Source organism: Undibacterium sp. Ji50W, assembly GCF_049340445.1.
Lineage (GTDB): Bacteria > Pseudomonadota > Gammaproteobacteria > Burkholderiales > Burkholderiaceae_D > Undibacterium.
Map to the genome: position 1 here is coordinate 288722 of NZ_JBMPOX010000004.1, position 19833 is coordinate 308554.

General features: G+C 53.1%; 16 protein-coding genes. 6 read left to right on the top strand and 10 right to left on the bottom strand.

All coding sequences use genetic code 11. From position 1 onward, the window contains the following. Positions 1–74: 74 nt before the first annotated feature. From ACO0K9_RS09785 to rlmF, 3 genes are all read right to left on the bottom strand, one after another. Complete coding sequence (locus tag ACO0K9_RS09785) at positions 75–1394, bottom strand: hypothetical protein (protein ID WP_422984279.1); 1320 nt, start codon at positions 1392–1394, stop codon at positions 75–77. A gap of 150 nt (positions 1395–1544) precedes the next feature. Beyond that, positions 1545–2789: a nitronate monooxygenase gene (locus tag ACO0K9_RS09790; RefSeq protein ID WP_422984281.1), complete on the bottom strand. Its 1245-nt coding sequence runs from the start codon at positions 2787–2789 to the stop codon at positions 1545–1547. Positions 2790–2981: 192 nt separating this feature from the next. Beyond that, positions 2982–3977, bottom strand: a complete 996-nt coding sequence (gene rlmF, locus ACO0K9_RS09795) for a 23S rRNA (adenine(1618)-N(6))-methyltransferase RlmF (RefSeq protein ID WP_422984283.1) — start codon at positions 3975–3977, stop codon at positions 2982–2984. A 372-nt stretch (positions 3978–4349) separates the two neighbouring features. Between rlmF and ACO0K9_RS09800 the strand changes: the two genes are divergently transcribed. Then, on the top strand, positions 4350–4925 hold the full coding sequence (locus ACO0K9_RS09800) for a DUF3455 domain-containing protein (RefSeq protein WP_422984285.1): 576 nt from the start codon (positions 4350–4352) through the stop codon (positions 4923–4925). Positions 4926–5056: 131 nt separating this feature from the next. On the opposite strand, the gene ACO0K9_RS09805 is transcribed toward ACO0K9_RS09800, so the two are convergent. Next, on the bottom strand, positions 5057–5737 hold the full coding sequence (locus ACO0K9_RS09805) for a response regulator (RefSeq protein ID WP_422984287.1): 681 nt from the start codon (positions 5735–5737) through the stop codon (positions 5057–5059). A 9-nt stretch (positions 5738–5746) separates the two neighbouring features. Next, the gene (locus ACO0K9_RS09810) at positions 5747–7267 is read right to left on the bottom strand and encodes an ATP-binding protein (protein ID WP_422984289.1); all 1521 of its coding nucleotides are present in this window, start codon (positions 7265–7267) and stop codon (positions 5747–5749) included. 251 nt (positions 7268–7518) lie between these two features. Between ACO0K9_RS09810 and ACO0K9_RS09815 the strand changes: the two genes are divergently transcribed. Further along, positions 7519–9150: a cytochrome C gene (locus ACO0K9_RS09815; protein ID WP_422984291.1), complete on the top strand. Its 1632-nt coding sequence runs from the start codon at positions 7519–7521 to the stop codon at positions 9148–9150. A gap of 101 nt (positions 9151–9251) precedes the next feature. On the opposite strand, the gene ACO0K9_RS09820 is transcribed toward ACO0K9_RS09815, so the two are convergent. Continuing rightward, positions 9252–9803: a thymidine kinase gene (locus ACO0K9_RS09820; protein ID WP_422984293.1), complete on the bottom strand. Its 552-nt coding sequence runs from the start codon at positions 9801–9803 to the stop codon at positions 9252–9254. On the opposite strand from ACO0K9_RS09820, the gene ACO0K9_RS09825 reads away from it, so the two are divergent. Together ACO0K9_RS09825 and ACO0K9_RS09830 are read left to right on the top strand one after the other, a co-directional pair. Beyond that, a complete protein-coding gene (locus tag ACO0K9_RS09825; RefSeq protein ID WP_422984295.1) occupies positions 9802–10026 on the top strand; it encodes a hypothetical protein in 225 nt (74 codons plus the stop codon). The two genes, ACO0K9_RS09820 and ACO0K9_RS09825, sit on opposite strands and share 2 nt — an antisense overlap. 12 nt (positions 10027–10038) lie before the next feature. Next, a complete protein-coding gene (locus ACO0K9_RS09830; protein ID WP_422984297.1) occupies positions 10039–10509 on the top strand; it encodes an Hsp20 family protein in 471 nt (156 codons plus the stop codon). Positions 10510–10703: 194 nt separating this feature from the next. On the opposite strand, the gene ACO0K9_RS09835 is transcribed toward ACO0K9_RS09830, so the two are convergent. Genes ACO0K9_RS09835 through ACO0K9_RS09845 form a run of 3 tightly spaced genes read right to left on the bottom strand, consistent with a single transcriptional unit; the run spans position 10704 to position 16296 of the window. Beyond that, complete coding sequence (locus ACO0K9_RS09835) at positions 10704–12038, bottom strand: TolC family protein (protein WP_422984299.1); 1335 nt, start codon at positions 12036–12038, stop codon at positions 10704–10706. A 9-nt stretch (positions 12039–12047) separates the two neighbouring features. Beyond that, complete coding sequence (locus ACO0K9_RS09840; RefSeq protein WP_422984301.1) at positions 12048–15164, bottom strand: efflux RND transporter permease subunit; 3117 nt, start codon at positions 15162–15164, stop codon at positions 12048–12050. Next, positions 15157–16296 carry an efflux RND transporter periplasmic adaptor subunit gene (locus tag ACO0K9_RS09845; protein WP_422984303.1) on the bottom strand — a complete coding sequence of 380 codons (1140 nt, stop codon included), beginning with the start codon at positions 16294–16296 and terminating at the stop codon, positions 15157–15159. The genes ACO0K9_RS09840 and ACO0K9_RS09845 overlap by 8 nt, the downstream gene beginning before the upstream one ends. 217 nt (positions 16297–16513) lie before the next feature. On the opposite strand from ACO0K9_RS09845, the gene ACO0K9_RS09850 reads away from it, so the two are divergent. Both ACO0K9_RS09850 and ACO0K9_RS09855 read left to right on the top strand, forming a co-directional pair. Continuing rightward, a complete protein-coding gene (locus tag ACO0K9_RS09850; protein ID WP_422984305.1) occupies positions 16514–17179 on the top strand; it encodes a response regulator transcription factor in 666 nt (221 codons plus the stop codon). After that, positions 17176–18543 carry a sensor histidine kinase N-terminal domain-containing protein gene (locus tag ACO0K9_RS09855; RefSeq protein ID WP_422984307.1) on the top strand — a complete coding sequence of 456 codons (1368 nt, stop codon included), beginning with the start codon at positions 17176–17178 and terminating at the stop codon, positions 18541–18543. The genes ACO0K9_RS09850 and ACO0K9_RS09855 overlap by 4 nt, the downstream gene beginning before the upstream one ends. Positions 18544–18640: 97 nt before the next feature. Here ACO0K9_RS09855 and ACO0K9_RS09860 read toward each other — a convergent pair whose 3' ends face one another. Beyond that, entirely contained in the window at positions 18641–19777 is a 1137-nt protein-coding gene (locus ACO0K9_RS09860) for an alpha-hydroxy acid oxidase (protein WP_422984309.1), read from the bottom strand. Positions 19778–19833 lie beyond the last annotated feature (56 nt).

The following is a 19833-nucleotide window of genomic DNA, read 5'->3' on the forward strand; positions in this document are numbered from 1 at the left end:
AGCGCAGTATAGTGGGCGCACTTGGCACCGTAAGGCGTTTCACGGTGAAGTTTCCCGGTGAAACCGAGGAGAAATCAGCTCTGGTGCAGGTGAAAACCGAGGATGCGCACGTCGGTGCTGCCGTTTGCCTGCAGCACACACTGGAGCAGGATTTCGAAGCTGCCGACTGAACCGTCCGCTAGCGAGGCTTGCTTCAGCAAAGGGGCCAGCCGTGCCGGATCGACCAGGAACTCGATAGCCGCCTCCGTCCCCGCCGAGGTGGTGCCGCCGATCAGCAGGGCATGCCCGTCACCGCCCAGCCCTCGGGTGTAAGCGATGGTGGCAAAGCCACGTCGTTGTGGATCGTCGATCTTGAAGGCATACCCCAGAGCTTCTCCGCTGCGGGGATGGTCGTTCAGGATCAAGAACTGGTCCGGCTGCTGAGGATTCCAGTCGATATGGAAATCCAACTGACTGCGGTATAGAGCCCACCACGGATTGGCCTGCGCTACCCCGAGCAGGATCACGTTGGCTCGTTTCAGATCGCCAAGTTGAAGGTCGCGCGCGAAGCGCAGATGCAGGCGCTGCGGTGCAGCGATGGCGCGCTTGCCCAGCTCCGCCGCCAGTTGGACCGAGGACATGCCGGTGTAGCGGCGTGCACGGAAATGTTCTGCATGGCCCAAGTCAGGTGGTACCAAGGGCTCACCCACCCGCTTGGCTGCATAAGCCTCGAGGCTGACCTGGCTGCGGGTCTCTAATTGGTATAGCACCAGTCCCGCGTCGGACACGACCAGCAGGGCATCGCGGTCGGCCGGCAGTAGCGCGGTCCAGAAGGTGGTCACGCCGGACGGACCAGGCTGGCCCAGCCAAGCCGTCGCACCTGCCAGCACTAGCACCACTACCAGCGCGACGATACCCAGTGTCAGTCTGCGGTCGCGCCGGACCGGAGCGGATTTAGGGGAAGTGGCTGCGACAGGATGTTCCAGTGGCAAGGCCAGCTCTTCCGCGGTTGGCGACGGCATCACAGTGGCCAGGACGAACACAGGAACGTAGGTGCCGCGCGGGATCGCGATGCGCAGTGCATCCGCGTTACCCTCTTCGGCATAGTATTGAGCCAGGCGCTGGCGTAGCAGCCGTGCCGTAGTGCGTACGATAGTGTCGTCGGCGGGATTGAAGTGCTCGGGGCGGCCGAACACGGCCACGCCGATATGCTGCTCGCACAGCACCACCGCTTGCCCCTCCACGGTTGTGACGCAGACATGACGCAGGAACGACGACAGTCGTGCGCTCTTGGCAAAGGTCTGGCTGGCAAGGACGCGGGCCAGCGCGTCCAGGCAAGCTTCACGCGGCTGAGGCGGTGTCAGACCACTTTCAAACATGCTGTTTTTTTCCTGCTCCTGGGTCACCGCATTCATCCCCGTCAACAATCGTAGTTTGACAGTATATGCGTATTCCACTGACGGTAGCCGCCCGTTCCAGGTTGAGTCGCACAACAGGGTGTTTAACTATGAAAAACGCCGCTTTGCTCAGAAGGCAAAGCGGCGTCTTGTATTCAAATCAGCAATTTAAACTGGCAAGGCAATCTGGTGATCAACACTGAATTGATAATCGCGGAACACATGTTCTGCACTCAGCAATGCATAGGTGCCATCCGGCAATTTGCGGGTCGTGTCTTTCAGACGGTATGTCATCTGGCCACAAGTCCAGCAATTGAAATTGCGCATATGGGTGCACAGGCAAGTCTTGTCCATGACCGAGACTTTCTTGGCTTCGGGATGCGCTGCCACTTCACGGTTATACGAGGTGATGTAGGCACAGTTGCCATTGCCGTCCAGCAGATAACCATACGATTCGCAGCCTGGGCGTATGCCATCGCCAATTGCCGGCGTGTTCTTCAGCATGCGCATGGGGTAGCCGGTAGGCGAGATATTGTTGACTATGATATCAATTTCACTGGCTTTGAAATATTCCTGCTTCACACTGGCAGGCAAGCCGCATTCATTGGTGACGGTGAAGCGGGTGGCCACCTGTACGCCGGCAGCACCGTTTTCCATGAAGGACACGGCATCGCTGCCCGTGAAAATACCACCAGCAGCAATCAAAGGAATATCCAGGTTTTCTGCCTTCAGGTACTGAACGATTTCAGTCATGATGGTCTGCAAATCGTATTCGGCCCAATCCATGCCAAAACCCAGGTGACCGCCAGCCAGCGGGCCTTCGACGATGACATAATCAGGCAGACGGTTCAGGCGGGAATTCTTGCGCAAAAATAATTGCAGCGCGCGTACTGAAGAAACGATGATGCCCAGCTTGGCATCGCGGAAGCGCGGGTGATCAGCGATCAGACCAAAGGAACCCAGATGCAGGCCGGCGCTCATGGTGATGCCGTCGATACCGGCATCCAATGACGATTCCAGACGCACCTTGAGGGTTTCACGCGGGCCATTCATGGTCAGCTTTTCCATGCAATTGACAAAGATCATGCCTTTGCCCTGCTTGGCTTCCATGGTTTTGCCTACGTGCATACGCGTGGCTTCGGCCAGTTGCTCCAGATTGAACTTGATGTCAGTCTTGTCGGAGTTGTTAATATTGTATTTGTAGAATTTGGTCTTTTCCTTGACGAAGCTGGTGTCAAAACGACGGTCGGAGACATCCTGCACCATGGCATCAGAAATATGGCCAACCCCACCCAGACGTGCAGCAACCAGAGCCAGTTCAGCAGTGGAAATATCGACGCCCATGCCACCGATCATGATAGGAACCAGCTCATCTTTGCCCAGCTTCAGGCGGAAATCATCTACACGTTTCATTGTTATCCTTGACACATTTTGCTCAAAAGTAAATCACGCGACGTACATACTTACTTATTCATTGCTTATTTATTGCTTATTCATTGCTTGATCCGGGCTGCAATCCGGAAGACGAACGAGATTGTAAGCCAGCCCTTGCCCACACAGGTAAAATTATATTCTGTACAGCGTTTAATTTCCTTGGTCTGTGTTTTATTTCTTGTTATTTGACCAACGCAATTTGGCCCAGGCTGCTTGCTGGCTGGCATTCAGGAAGGTCCAGGCGACCAGGCGGCTCTCTTTATTCCCCTGGCCCATGATAATGGTTTTCTGATCATTGACCTTGACCTGCTTCAAGGCCGCATGAATTGCCGGCAAATTGGCCGACTTTGACACCAGGGTGGAAAACCACAATATTTTTGTGGATATAGCCGCACTTTCCATGATCATGGTCTTGATAAACGCCAGCTCCCCACCTTCACACCAGAGCTCAGCATCGTGACCACTGAAGTTCAATACAGGTCCAGTGTGGTCCAGGTGGCTGGTTTTCTTCAGGTTTCCCCATTTACGCATGCTGCCCGCCTGCGCTTCTGCCGCAGAAGCATGGAAGGGCGGATTGCACAGGCTGACATCAAACCATTCGTCATCCGCGATGATGCCTTTGAACACGGCCTGTGGATTGGCCTGATGACGCAGTTGTATTTGCATGCCCAAGCCAGGATTGCGGTCGAGTATGGTCTGGGCGTTGAACAGTGAATCCGCATTGATATCGCTGGCGCAAAATGACCAGCCATATTCGCTGCCAGCCAATAATGGGTAAATGCAACTGGCACCGGTGCCTATGTCCAAAGCAAGTACCTGCCTGCCTTTGGGGATACGTCCCTGATTGCTGCCCGCCAGCAAGTCGGCCAGGTAATGCACATAGTCAGCCCTGCCTGGCACGGGTGGGCATAGATTTTCAGGTGGAATATCCCATTCACGTACCCCATAACTGCTTTGCAGCAAAGCCTTGTTGAGCAATTTGACCGCCAGCGGATCGGCAAAATTGATGGTCGCTTCACCTGCCGGATTTTCCGTGAGGCACGATAGCAATGCCGGTTCTGCCTTGATCAGGGCGGCGAAGTCATACCTGCCCTGATGACGATTGCGTGGATGCAGCAATTGTCCGGCAGTCTGATTTCTTTTTTCTTTGTTGTTTTTGTCGCTCATGAAGCCTGATCCACAAATTTGCAATGCCCGATGAGATTCAGGCAGGATGCTGGACCAGTATTGTCCCATGAAGGGCGTATAGCCGTTTGTCAGAAAATGAACCTTATTTGCCTAAGGCAATTATTGACGGGCATACAGAAGTACACGGGGGCTTGTATGCCCATGACGAGGTTGTAAAATTCCGTAAGTGTTTTATGTATTTTGAAACACTATTGCTAAAATCTGCGCATTCCAACTTTGTCCCCGCAAGCATCATTACAGCGTATGCTCGTGCCAGCGGGTGATGCGGTGTCAAACCCTGGGATATATCAAACATTACCTGGAAGTTGCGGTAATGGCGCGCCTTGAACATCTTATTGAAAGGTATAAGAAATGAAGAAAATCGCTATTGTCGGCGGCCTGTCTGCCATTGCTGTCTTGTCCGCCTGCTCGACCGCACCTGTCAAGCAAACAGCGACTGTAGCTACTCCAGCCGCCCAGGTGGTCAGCGTACCTGTCAATCTGAAAGCACCTGCCGGCGAAGTACTGGCATTTCAAATGGCCGCAACAGGCGTACAGATTTATGATTGCAGGGCCAACAAAGGCGGCCCCAAAAAATTTGAATGGGTATTCCGCGCCCCTCTGGCTGAGTTGTATGCCAATCACGACGCGACCAGCGTGAAGCTGGGCAAGCACTATGAAGGCCCGACCTGGGAAGCGAATGATGGCAGCAAAGTGGTGGCAGAAGTTGTCGCCAAAAGCGAGAGTATGGATACCAACGCCATCCCCTGGTTATTGCTGAAAGCCAAATCCAGCTCAGACACCGGGACATTTTCCGCTATCACCAGCGTACAGCGTGTGGTAACCGTGGGTGGCAAAGCACCATTGACCGGCTGCTCGGATTTTCAACTGGGTGCAGAAACGCGCACGCCTTATAAAGCCACTTACTATTTCTTTAAGGCTAACTGATTATCCTGATGCAGGATGGTTGGGATGCTATCTCGGGTCAAAATAATCAATCCCTTACTCGCCTTGTGCATCGTGCAGGAAAGCGGTGTTTTGGTTTTGCAAAACGCCGCTTGGTTTGATTGTATGGCCTGCTATGGCAATTCAAAGCGATAGCCGACGCCATAGACAGAATGCAGGCATTCATTGCCTGGCAATTTGCCCTGTATCTTTTTGCGTATGTTCTTGATATGCGTGTCCACGGTCCTGTCATTGATATCACGCTGGTCTTCATGCGCAAAATCGAGTAATTGCTGACGTGAAAATACCCGTTCAGGATGACTGATAAATTCGGACAGCAGGCGGAATTCTACCGGTGTCAGATTCAAAGGCTGGGCATCTACCAGTATACGCAATTGCTGTTTATCGATGATAAAGCGGGATGGCCCCGTAGCATGCTGGCTGCCCATGCTGCGGCGTAAATGAACCTTGGCGCGCGCCACCACTTCACGAGGGCTGAAGGGTTTGCAGACATAGTCATCCGCCCCGGTATCCAGACCGAGCAGGCGGTCTACTTCTTCCACCCTGGCGGTCAGCATGATGATGGGTACCTGGCTGAACAGACGTACTTCCCGGCAGATGCTGATGCCGTCAAGTTCAGGCAACATCAGGTCGAGCAAGATCAGGTCAGGTTGCGACAGCCTGAGCTGCGCCAGCGCCAGCCTGCCATTTGCTTCATGGCTGACCTGATAACCGGCGGCCAGCAAATAATCCTTGAGCAGGGCGGCGATCTTCTGGTCATCTTCAACGATGAGTATGCGGGCACCGCTGTCCATGTTGATGTCCTATAGGTTCCTGGGGCTGATGTAGGGCAATTGTACGGTTATTTTTACTCCACCCAGGGCTGAAGGGATGGCGCTGATCAAACCACCATGCGCTTCCACGATGACTTTGCAGATAGCCAGGCCCAGGCCGCTACCACCGTTGGCGCGACTGCGTGCACTGTCCGCCCGGTACAGGCGATCAAACAGCAAAGCGTGGCTGGCGTCAGGAACACCGGGTGCACTGTCTTCCAGCCGCAGTTCCAGCATGCCAGCATTGCGTGTCAGTGTACACAAGATCACGCCGCCACTATCGGTATAGCGTATGCTGTTTTCCAGCAAATTGCCCAGCACCTGAGTCAGGCGGCCACCATCGGCATTGACCCAGGCTGGCATCTCGCCCAGATGGCTTTCAAGGCGCAAGCCAGCCTGCTCGATGCGCAAGGCAAAGCGTTGCAACATATCCTGCAGCAAGGGGCGCAAATCCATGGCCTGGAATTGATAATGCAGGTCACCGGCATCGGCCAGGGTCAACTGACGTATATCATCCACCAGCTTGTTCAGATGCCGCACTTCGGCGTGCAGGGATTCCAATGCGGCGGGCGAGATGTTGCGTATGCCATCGATCAGGGCTTCTATCTCCCCCTGTATCACCGTCAGCGGGGTTCGCAATTCATGCGATATATCTGCCAGCATCCGGCTTCTTTGTGCCTCATTTCTTTCCAGGTTTTGGGCCATGATATTGATATCCTGCGCCAGGTCACCCAGCTCATCCTGGCTGATGATGTCGGCCCTGGCCTGAAACTGTCCCTTGGAAATGCGTGCTGTCACTGCATGCAGGGATTTCAACGGTCGCAATAAATGCCTGGCCAGCCATAATGAAAACCCGACTGCAACCAGTATCAGCGCGCCTGCCAGCAACAAGGTGTGGCGTATCTGCACACTGACAAAATCGATGGCGCTGGCATTCGATAGTTGTCTTAAAGGTGCCAGCCGCAGGCTGCCAACTTTTTCTGGCCCCAGCATAATGGCTTGTACGCTTCCCGGTGCATCGGCAGGGCCAATCAGCGCATGGCCATTTTTGTCTATGAGTGACAGGCGTTGTCCAAACCGCATGGGATCAACGGGTGGTCTTTGCTCTGGTGGTGTGCCGGTATCCCGTGTTGGTGGTGCTGGCGGTGGTGTTTCCCCGGACCTGACTGGCGGTGGTGGAGGCGGTCTGTCATCGTCTTCAACTGCCTGACGCCGTCTGGGCGGGGGAGACTGTGGGTCTTCATTTTCAGGGCGCGGCTTGCTGCGCAACTGATCCAGCAAATCCCGCATGGGGCGGCGGTCCGTCTGGAAACGGTCGAAATTGCCGTATTGCCGGTAATCTTCGGCCAGCATATTGCTGAGCCGGACCAGGTCCTGTTTTTCCAGGTCGCTCAGATACGCAATGAAGCCACTCTTCAAATTCTGACTGGTCACCCAGGCCAGTGTACCTATGCTGATGATCACAATGGCAGTAATGGCCAGGGCTAATTTGCGGGCTATGGTCAGACGCATGCGGTAACAACCTTGCTGAGAATGGTATCAATTTGCCATATTGCCAGTCAATTATGGAGCAATCATGAAGTAAACAAGTCATTCTGCGAATAAATATTTGCTGTGGTTTTATTTTTTTGTCTTCAAAAAAAACCTCCCTATCTTCATTTTTTCTCCATATTCGGGTTTCATCCTGTCTCCAGTCTCAGAACTTCGTGCAGAGAATGCCAGGCTCCCTGAGTAAAAAAACCAACTCGAAGGAGGACTTCAAAATGAAATCACGGACAGTATCAAATACGGCATCAGGCGCGGTATTGCACCTGCACGACATCCGTCGCAGAGTGCAACTATCCATTGCCATACTCTTGGCATTCAATCTGGCTGGCTGCGGTGGTGATACCGGCACTGCCAGCACGGGATCGACTACCGGTCCGCAGGCAGTGCCGCCAGTCAGCACCACAACTGCGCTGGCGGCACCTGCACCTGCTCCCGCACCTGCCACGCCGGTTGAACCGCCTTCACTGGTACCTCTCGCCAATGGAGAGGGCGCGGCATTGACCGTATCGACTACCGGCAGCATAGACAAGAACAATGCCTTCTTCAAAGCCTTCGGTAATGGTCGCAGTTGCGCCAGCTGTCATCAGGAAAGCCAGGGCTGGAGCATGCGTCCAGATAATTTGCAGGAAAGATTTACCCAAACCAGTGGCAGTGATCCGGTTTTCGCCTTGAATGACGGCGCGAATTCTCCCACTGCCCTGGCCACCACCATAGACCAAAAACGTCTGGCATATAGCATGTTGTTGACCAAGGGTCTTATTAGGGTGGGCCTGGCTATTCCTGCCGATGCAGAATTTACTTTACTTAAGGTGGATGACCCCTATGGTTATGCCAGTACCAAGGAATTGTCGCTATTCCGTCGCCCCATGCCAACCACCAACCTGAAATTCCTCAGTACCGTGATGTGGGATGCGCGCGAAACTTTCACCGACGCACGATCTAATCTGTGCATACGCAATAGCCGCCCCCTGCAATGTTTTGCGACTACCGATTTTGATCTGCTGCATCAGTCAAACAGTGCCGTGACCGGTCATGCGCAAGCGGCTCAGGGCCTGACCGCGGCTGAACAGCGCAGCATCGTGGATTTTGAAAAGACCTTGTTCACCGCACAGATCACCAGCCTGGCCGCCGGCAACCTGACTGATGCTGGTGCCAAAGGCGGTCCGCTTGAACTGGCAAAGAATAATTTTTATTTTGGGATCAATGATATCGATGCGGGCGACTATGTGAGTGGTGCGCCATTTGATCGCAATGTCATGGCCATGTTTACCGCATGGCGTGGCCTCGACAGGCCGACCCCACCAATCCCGCCTGGTCCGGGACGGGCAGGGCAGCCGGGCCAGCCAGGACAGCCACCATCAGCCATCAATATTGCCAGGGCATCCGTCGCCAGAGGCGAGCAGATTTTTAACAACAAACCCTTCAATGTCACTGGTGTTGCCGGTTTCAATGGCGAGTTGCGGGTGGCCTTGCAAAGGGCAACATGTACCAGTTGCCATAGCGTAGGGAATGTCGGTTCGCATTCTGTGCCACGGCTGTTCAATACTGGCGTATCCGACGCCAGCCTGCGCACACCAGATATGCCCCTGTACACGCTGAGAAATAAACTGACAGGTGAAATCATGGAAACCACCGATCCCGGCAGGGCCATGAATACAGGCAAATGGCAGGATATCGGCCGCTTCAAAGTACCCAGCCTGCGCGCCATCGAAGCACGTTCACCTTACTTCCATAATGGCGGCATGGTAGAGCTGACCGATGTCGTGAAATTCTATGACAAGCGTTTCAATATCGGATTGACGCCACAGGAGATTGTCGATCTGACCGAGTTCTTGAAGGTGCTCTGAAACAGTTTTTCAGATACAAAAGAGCAGGCTCCTGAGCCTGCTCTTTTGCGTTTAGACCAGCCAATGCAACGCAGCCAGGGCGGCTTTACGTGAGTCCGGATTTAACCGGCGTAGAAGCAGCGCCCACACACGTGCTGATAGCGTTCATTGCCACCAATATCAATCTGTTCGCCGGTTTTCATGCGCTTGCCGTTGGCATCGACGCGAATATTCATCGTGGCTTTTTTCCCGCAGCCACAGATGTTTTTCAATTCTTCGATGTCATCGGCCAGCGCCAGCAGATAGCTTGAACCGGCGAAAGGTTCACCCAGAAAATCACTGCGCAAGCCATAGCAGATGACCGGCACACCACGTACTTGCGCCAGTTGATGTAATTGCCTGACCTGGTCGGCGGACAGGAATTGTGCTTCATCCACCAATACGCAACTGACCTTCGGTATTTCTGCCAGAAAATCAAAATGCGGATCGAAGACTTCAGCCTGTCGTTGCGGCCCCAGCCGTGAAGTGACTTTGCCGGCACCGTAACGATTGTCTATGGCTGCCGTGTACAGGCGGACCTTTTGTCCTTGTTCTTCATAGTTGTGGGCTACTTGTAAAAGTGCCGTGGATTTTCCTGCGTTCATTGCTGAATATCTGAAGTAGAGCTTGGCCATGCGTGTTTCCTTAAAACTGTTGCAAGTGTTGCTGGTGAGAACAGTCGGTTTATTGTTGATTTTATTGAAGCAAAAAAAATTTGATATCGGGGTCTTGAAACTATTTGGCTCAGCGCCATTTTCTACTCAGCAGATGCTCGAACAGGAGGTTTGCTACAGCAGTCCAGAAGTAACCGTTTTAAAAATAGTTTCTAAACATTTAATTTATATCGCTTCAATTTAAAAGGATATTATCATGCGCAATTTTGACTTCGCTCCTCTGTATCGTTCCGCTATCGGTTTTGACCGCCTGGCCCAGTTATTTGATGATGCTCAACGTGCTGAAACCGCACCCAGCTATCCCCCTTACAATATCGAACTGATTGCAGAAGATAAATATGCGATCACCATGGCAGTCGCAGGCTTTGACCGCAGCGAAATTGACATCGAAACCGAACGTGACACTCTGAAAATCGTCGGTCGCCGTCAAAAAGCCGAAGGCACACGCAACTTCCTGCACCGTGGCATTGCCTCACGTGATTTTGAACACCGTTTCCGCCTGGCCGACCACGTCAAAGTCATCAGCGCCCGTCTGGACAATGGCTTGCTGAATATCGAACTGGTGCGTGAAATTCCAGAAGCACACAAACCACGCCGCATCCTGATTGATGCCGATAATCTGCAACTGGTAGAGTCGCAAAATCAGTTACAACGTCAGGTCGCTTAAGTAGAAAATTAAGCTGCATCAATGTGCATCAATGTGCATCAATGGCCCATGAGGATGCATGGGCCAGGTTTCCAAAAATGAAGTAAAAAAGCATGGGTTCGCCTATGCTTTTTTATTTTTTTACCTGCTGCGCAAGAACGGGCCAGGTGGTACCGTATCAATGCAAGTTTTTTTGGCGATTCAAGGCTGGCGGATTATTTCGGCTGGTAGGCTGTGCTTTGCTGCAGCTTGATCCTGGCAATCGCCAGAGTGGCTTCTGCCTGCAGATAGGCTTGATAAATTTCGTCAGCATTGCGCTGGGCATTCAAGAGTTCCAGCATGGAGGCCGCTCCTTTGCGATAGCTGGTACGCACACCCTGTAACAGCCGCTCGGAATCATCCAGTACGTGTTCTTTGTAGTTTTTGATATTTTGCAAGGCAGCCTGATATTGCAGATAGCTACTCCTTACCTCGGTTTCTGCTTTCATCAGGGTTGAACGTAATTGCAATTGCGCCTGTGTCAGCGCCGATTGTGCCTGGCTTAATTCACCGCTTTGTGTGCGTGAAAAAGGAATCGGAATCGTGACAGTCAGGCTGAGCGCGTTCGATCGTTCAGCCGGCGAATTCGTCACCATGCCACTGGCATTCTGTATCGCGTTGACTCTGGGCGTATTCTTGATACCAAGATTGACCACGGGGTCAATCCAGCGATTGGCTTTTGCCAGTTCTATATTGTCCTTGGCATTCTCGCTGGCCGAGCGCGCCAGTTGTATGTCTTCCCGTTTTTCCATGGCTTGCCGGGTCAGGGTGGCGAGGTCTGCCGTCATGTCATCCTGGCTGCTGCAATCTGTTTTCCTGTCTGCAAAAATTTCATGGTAATTTTTCCCCAGAAAATTCGATAATTGTGCCTCGGCGTTGATGGTATCAGCACGGGCGCTGGTGACATCCATGGAAAAACGATCAGCTTCGACTTTTGATTGCACCAATTCCAGCTTGCCTATGTCTCCTGTTTTAAAGCGTGTTTCATTCATCTTCACAATATCGCGCATGGCATTCAGGCTGCTATCCCGGCGTGCCAGCGACATTGCAGAACGGCAGGCTTCTATAAATGCATTGGAGGCATCGCTCAATAGTTGCCGCCGGTAGGCCGAGACACCGGCCTCGGTCAGGCGCACATTGCTTTCTGCGGCCTGTATCCTCGCACCCCTCTTGTTGGCTGTTTCCAAAGTAATGGCGATACCGGCTATCGACGTGGTGGCGGTATTGGGTTTGTTTGGGGCATACAATTCCTTGGAATCAATACCGGCAGTCAATTGTGGGTCTGGTCGCACACCAGCAATTGAAATACCAGCCTTCGCACTTGCTATGAGTTCTTGCTGCGCCTGCAAATCCAGACTATTGTTTTCTACAGCAGCCAGGTATTGCTGCATGCTAACCGTATCTGTCTGCATATTCGCCTGTGCATGAACAAGTGAATGCTGCAACAACATGAGTAACAAGCAGGACATGAGCGGGCGTACGCGAACCGGCTGAATCTTAGTTTTTTGCATGATCATTCCTTACACTGCATCTGCTACGCTGGCATCGTGGTGCACAGCAGCTTTATTGTTTTTGTTTTCCATATATTTTTCTATCAGGTAGTAGAGACCTGGTAGCCATACCAAAGTCAGGCCGGTTGCCGTGATCAAACCACCGACCACGACCGTGGCCAGCGGACGCTGCACATCACTACCCAGGCCGTGGGCGATGGCGGCAGGCAGCAAGCCCAGGGCAGCAACGCTGGCGGTCATCAATACCGGACGGAAGCGCTCGCGTGCGCCTTGCAGAACCACATCCCGCAATGACAATTTGCCTTCGGCGCGCAGGCGATTCAGATTCGACACCATCAAAATCCCATCCATCACGGCAACCCCAAACAGGGCGATAAAGCCAACCGCACTCGACACATTCAGCGTCATGCCACGCAAATGCAGGGCACACAAGCCACCGATGGCACCGAGTGGTACGGCCATCAGTATCAGCGCCGGTTGACGCAGGTTCCTGAATTGTCCAAACAGCAGAATGAACATCAGCGCCACCACGACAGGTAAAATCACCGCCAGCCTGGCCTGGGCACGTTGCTGATTTTCAAACTGGCCACCCCAGGTAATCTGGAATTTGGAATGATCGTAGTTGACTTTGGATTCCACCTGTTCCCTGGCGTCATCCAGGAAAGAAGCAAGATCGCGCCCTTTCAATCCAAGCCCTACAGTCAGGTGACGTTTTCCCATTTCACGCGTGATGGTGCTTTCGCCATCATCCAGACGTATGCTGGCTACCTGCGCCAGCGGGATCCTGGCACCGCTGGATGAGGTCAGCATCAGGTTGGCCAGGGCGTCCGGGGTATTGCGGGATTCCTTATTGAAACGCACACCGATATCATAGTGACGTTCATCAATAAACAACTGGGCAATCGGCTTGCCTCCTATTCCTGTCCCTATCAGATCCGTAATGTCAGCGACATTAATGCCATATCTGGCAGATGCCGCACGATCCACCTCGATGCGGATCTGGGGCAAGGGTGGTTCCTGTTCGATAATGACATTTTCTGCACCGGGTACCGCTTTCAGCGTGTTTTCCACTTCCCTGGCAATACGGCGTGATTCCTTGAAATCATTGCCATAGACTTTGGCTACCAGATCACTATGGGCACCGGCAAGCTTGTCCAGCACACCATCGATCATGGGTTGTGTAAAACCGACATGGGTGCCGGGCAGTTTCTCAAAGCGCTGCGCCATTTTTTCTATGAGTTCCTGCTTGCTCAAGCCAGATTTCCAGGTGTCATACGGGTGCAGGGTGACGCTGACCTCGATGTGGGAAGGTGTCCATGGGTCCGTACCTTCATCATTGCGTCCCAGTTGCGTGACGATGGCGGATACTTCCTCGAACTCCAGGGTGGCTTTCCTGAGTTCATCAGACATGCTGCCAGCTTTTTCCAGCGAAATCCCGGGTGGCAGGGTGACTTGCAGCCAGATCGAACCCTCATCCAGGGTAGGGAGGAAATCACGGCCTATGCTGGCACCCAGACTTATTACGGCAGCAAAGGCCAGGATAAAGGCAGCAATCGTCAAACGGGGTGAGTTGACCACTTTTTCCAGACCTGGTTTATAGATGGAAGCAAATTTTTCCAGTACCGGATTATGGAATACCTTGCGTGGCCTTTTATACGCTTCATAGGCCAGCCCGGGTATCAGCACCAGCGAGACCACCAGCGCACCAAACAGGGCAAAGCCTATCGCAAATGCCATTGGTGAAAATAACTTGTACTCAATGCGCTGAAACATGAACAGTGGCAGGTAGGCAGTGATAATCACGACCATGCCGAAAAAGATGGGTTTGCTGACTTGCAGGGCTGCCGTCATGACATTTTTGGCCGTCAGCGGCTTGCCGCCATCTTCTTCAAACTTGCGCAATATCTGCTCCATGACCACAATCGCACCATCTACCACGATACCGAAGTCGATGGAACCCAGCGACAGCAAATTGGCCGGTATCTTGAAGTGGTGCATGAAAATGAACGCGGTCAGCAAAGACATGGGTATCGTCACCGCAACAATCAGCGCAGCACGCGGGCTACCGAGGAAAAGCAGTAACACCAGCGTCACCAATACCATGCCTTCCAGCAGGGTTCTGCCTACCGTGTGCAGGGTCGCTTCCACCAGCATGGTGCGGTCCAGGTAAGGCACGACCCTGACATCCTTGGGCAGGATATTCTCATTCAAGTCCTTTACTGCGGCATGCACGCCTTCCAGCACCTTGGACGGATTTTGGCCTTTCAGCAGCAAAGTGATGCCCTCTACCGTATCAGGATTGTCATTCTTGCCGAGTATGCCGCTGCGTTCCTGATTGCCCAGCTTCACTTCACCAAGGTCTTTCAGCAAGACCGGCACGCCATTTTTTTGCGTGATCATGATATTGCCCAGATCATCCAGACCACTGATCAGGCCTATGCCGCGCACGACAAAACCTTGCTGCCCACGTGTCAGTATGCTGCCGCCAGCACTGGCGTTATTGGCATTGATGGCTTGCGTGATTTGTGCCAGACTCAGGTTATATTTGCTGAGTTTTTCGGGTTCAAATTCCAGCAGGAACTGGGTGGTGATGCCGCCAAAATTGGTGACATCTGCCACACCGGCTACCTGTTTCAGACGCGGAATCACCTTCCAGAACTGGAGTTCGGACAATTCACGCAGGTCACGGCTCTTGGATTCCAGCGTGTAGCGATATATTTCACCTATGGGTGATGTCAGCGGATCAAGGCCAGGCTGCGCGCCATACGGCAGGGTAACGGCGCTGATGCGTTCCTGCAAACGCTGGCGTGACCAGTAATCTTCCGTACCATCCTGGAACACGACCGTGATCAGGGACAGGCCGAAAGTGCTCTTGGAGCGCATCACATGCATGCCCGGCGTACCCATGATTTCGCGTTCCAGCGGTATCGTGATCTGTTTTTCAACTTCTTCAGCTGCCAGGCCACTGATCTGTGTCACCACCTGTGAAGTGGTATCGGCGATATCCGGATAAGCTTCCAGCGGCAACTGATTCCAGCAGTAGATGCCATACATGGCGACCAGGATAAAGACCAGCCAGACGATGCCGCGCCGGGCAAAACTGACTTTGACGATATGTTCAATCATTGAGGAGCACTCCCTCTTTGATGACGATGCGCTCACCCGCTTTCAGGCCGGACAGGATTTCCAGTTTATCGCCCACTTGCGCGCCGGTCTTGACGATGCGCGGCTCAAACACCCATGGTGTTTTTTCTACAAACACACGGGTATTGAAACCATTCTGTACCACAGCTGACGCAGGAATGGCAGGTGCCTGATGGGCCTGGCCGCTGAGATTGACCTTGGCATACATGCCAGGTTTAAAACGTCCCGACTTGTTGTCAATGGCAATTCTGACCTTGACGCTGCGGGTATCTGCGTCGATGACATCACCGACATAGCGTATCTTGCCTTCGAAGACTTCATTGTCATAGGCATTCAGGGTAATTTTGGCAGCTTGTCCAACAAATATCAGTGACAGGTCTTTTTCGGCAACATTGGCAGTCATCCAGACAGTTGACAAGTCAGCCACGGTCATCAAGGGGGCGTTGGTATCATTCCAGAAACCACCTTGCGCCGCGCTTAATTCAATGACCCGTCCGGCAATTGGCGAACGTAACTGGTAGTGGTGACCGGCTCCGCTATCCTGGCTGACACCGAGTTGTGCCAGGCGCGCCTTGGTGCGGCCCACTTCCGAGCTGGCCTGTGCATAATCTGCTTCTGCCTGTTCGTAATCTTTACGTGCAGCAATCTCGGCATCCACCAGATCTTTCTGGCGCTGCAAGTTGCGTTTTGCCAATAAAAGTGCACTTTGCGCCTTGCTGGCATCGCTGTAGGCCGTTGCAATATCGGCAGAATCTATAGAAAACAGCACATCACCCGCGTTGACTTTGTCGCCCAGGCGTTTGTTCAGCTGCAGTATGCGTCCTGCTACCGGGGGGACTATCTTGATGGACGTTGCCGCATCCAGCTCTATCGCACCGGGAATGATGATGGCCCGTTCTACCGACTGTTCGGTGACGGCGGCGACCACAATGGATTTCCGTAAGGGCGATGCCTCAGGCAGGCGTATCCCTGCCGCTTCCCTGACCAGGGGCAGCCTGGCTTCATCTGCCACTTCTTTTTTCTCTGCCTTGTTGCAGCCGGACAGCAGCATGCTCACGCAGATTGGGACAAGCAGTACGCCTAGCGTATGCAGACGGGTATTGTTCTTATTCATTTCCACCTCAAGGGAATTCACCTGACAGAAGAGCTTCAGGTGTTTGCCGCAGCAAATAGTCAATTACAAATTTCTGGGCAGGATAGCAAGGCATTCTGTCGTCAACATGACAGGAGGCTGACAATAAGCTGACAATGAAAAATAGCGCGGAAGAGGCATGGAGCAGGGGCAAAAGAGTAAAATACGCAAGTTGTTCATAGGCTCATCTGGATATTCTATGCATGTCTTGTTGGTTGAAGATGACACCGTGATTGCGGATGGCATCTCCAAAAATCTCAAAGCGCACGGTATGGTGATTGACGTCGTCCACAATGGTCACGATGCACTGACGGCATTGCAGCGTTCGGAAATCTCAGTGATGGTGCTCGATATTGGCATTCCCGGCATTGATGGCTTTGAGGTTGTCAGGCGTTTGCGTAGCCACAATGCTAATTTGCCGGTATTGCTACTGACAGCAAGAGATTCCATCCAGGACCGTGTGCACGGGCTGGAACTGGGGGCAGACGATTATCTGGTCAAACCTTTTGCCACGCCGGAACTGGTGGCACGTATCAAGGCCCTGGTCAGGCGCAGTGCGCCAGAAGCAACAGCCCTGCAACTGGCGGGATTGACCCTGGACCAGACGGCCAAGCGTGCGCGTGTGAATGGTCAGACAATTGAATTGTCAGTACGTGAATGGGCTGTGCTGGAATACCTGATGCAGCAGGTCGCCCGTGTGGTGTCCAAGCAGCAAATCATTGATGCCATCCTGCCCTGGGGGGAAGATATTACGCTGAATGCAGTTGAAGTCTATGTTTCAAGGATACGCAGCAAGATACTGGATGCCGGTGTCACCATCAGGACTATCAGGGGTTTTGGCTACATGCTGGAGAAAGCAAGTTGATCAATGCCAGCATACGTCTGCGCCTGCTGAAATGGCTGATTGCACCCTTGTTGATCACCAACATCCTTGGTGCCATTCTGATCTATCGCCTCGCCTGGGCGCCTGCCAATGCCGCCTTTGATGAAGGTCTGACAGACACGGCCTGGGCATTGGTGCCGAGGCTGAAACTGGCAAGCGCCGATGTCGCCATCGATTTGCCGCCGCAGGCCGAACAGGTACTGCGTGTTGGCCATTTTGACCCTATCTATTTCATCGTCAGGAATGCTGCCGGGAAACCTATCGCCGGTGATGCTGATTTTCCGTCCTTACGTACTTCTGCACAATTGAATGACCCCCTGGCCTACGACAGCATGATGCGCGGCGGCGGGATACGCGTCATTTCGCTCAAGGCCATGGTCGATGGCAAGCCAGTCTTCATCGGTGTAGGTGAGACCTTGAGGCGCAGGAACAATATCCGTTCTGAGATTTTTACTACCCTGCTGCTAATGGAAGGCTTGCTGGCAGTCATGTCCGTCCTCATCGTCTGGTTTGCGGTTTCAAAAGGCTTGTTGCCCTTGAAGAAAATGCGCTCCGACCTCGATTCGCGCAGCTATGACGATTTATCCCTGATCGACGTCAATCACAACGCACTGGAATTACAGCCCCTGGTCTTGGCGCTGAATGATTTGTTGACCAAAGTACAGGTAGGTGCCGCTGCGCAGCGTGATTTTGTCGCGAATGTGGCGCATCAGTTGAGGACCCCATTGGCTGGCTTGAAAATGCAGATCGAATGGTTGCAGCAGCGTTACGTAGCCGATGAAGAAACCAGTCGCTCCATCGAGTTGATGCTGTCCTCCAGCGAACGGCTGATACGCCAGACCAATCAGTTTCTGTCACTGGCCAGGGCTGAACCAAGCCAGTTTATTGAAGCCTATCTGGAGAAGGTGGCGCTGGACAAGCTGGTGGAAGAGGCGATACAGCATTTCATTGAAGAAGCCGACAAGAAAAATATTGATCTGGGCTTTGATTTATCCCCTGGCAATATCATGGGGAATCGCTTTTTGTTGCGCGACCTGATTGATAATCTGATCGATAACGCGATTCGTTATACGCCTGCGCGCGGGACTGTTACCGTCAGTTGCCTGAGCCTGGAAGATAGTGTGGTGTTGAAGGTCGATGATTCTGGCCCTGGCATTGCGCCCTCAGATCAGGAATTGATATTCAACCGTTTTTATCGCATCAGCGATCAGTCAAACGGCAGTGGCCTGGGACTGGCCATCGTCAGGGATATCGCAAAAGACCATAGGGCCGAGATCAAGGTATTGACTGGCAGTCAGGGGTTGGGAACACTGTTTGAGGTGATATTTCCCCGGTATAAAAATTGAAGCGTGCATGCCAAACAACGCTGGCATGCACGCTTCAGTTTTGTTGCTGTCTGTATTCCTGCCTCTGTTGCTTCCTACCTTAGTCCAGGACCCTGGTCTAAGTCCGGATAATGTTCGAGGTATTCACTTCACGAATATCCTTGGTACCGGTCAATGCCATGCTGACATCCAGTTCCTTCTGCAAGATTTCCAGCATCTTGGTGACGCCGGCTTCGCCCATGGCACCCAGGCCATATAAAAAGGCGCGGCCCACCATGCTGCCTTTGGCACCCAGCGCGGTGGCCTTCAGTATGTCTTGTCCGGTACGTATGCCACCGTCAAACCAGACTTCGGTCTGATGGCCGACGGCATCGACAATTGCTGGCAGTGCCTGTATCGATGACATGGCACCATCAAGTTGACGGCCACCATGGTTGCTGACGACGATGGCGTCGGCACCGGCGGCTACCGCCAGCTTTGCGTCTTCGACATCCAGTATGCCCTTCAGTATCAGCTTGCCGCCCCATTCCTTCTTGATCCAGGCAACGTCGTCCCAGCTCAGGGTGGGGTCGAACTGGCTGGCGGTCCATTGACTGAGCGTCAGTATGCCGTCGCCACCCTTGACATGACCGACCAGGTTGCCAAAGGTTTTGCGGCCAGACAGTGCACGCAGGGCCCAGGCCGGCTTGGTGGCCAGATCAAGGATATTCGCCAGTGTCAGTTTTGGCGGTACCGACATGCCGTTTTTCATGTCTTTATGGCGCTGCCCCAGTATCTGCAAATCCAGCGTCAATACCAGGGCCGAACATTTTGCATCCTTGGCGCGCTGTATCATCTCTTTCACAAAACCACGGTCACGCATGACATACAGCTGGAACCAGAAAGGCTTGGTGGTCACACTGGCCACATCTTCTATCGAGCATATACTCATGGTGGACAGCGTGAACGGGATGCCGAATTTTTCTGCCGCAATCGCACCCAGCATTTCACCATTGGCCCATTGCATGCCTGTCAAACCAGTTGGTGCTATCGCCACCGGCATGCTGACTTCCTGGCCTATCATGGTGGTGCGGGTAGAGCGGTGTTCAACATTGATGGCGACGCGCTGCCTTAATTTGATGGCAGCCAGGTCGCTGGTATTGGCTTTGTAAGTCGATTCCGTGTAAGAGCCGCTGTCGGCGTAATCATAAAAAGCTTTGGGTACGCGCTTTTTGGCGAGCAGGCGCAGGTCTTCTACACAGGTAATGACGGGCATGGGGGTTACTCCGGCTAATTGAACAATACGGCAAGTGTAGAGGATAAGCAGAATGC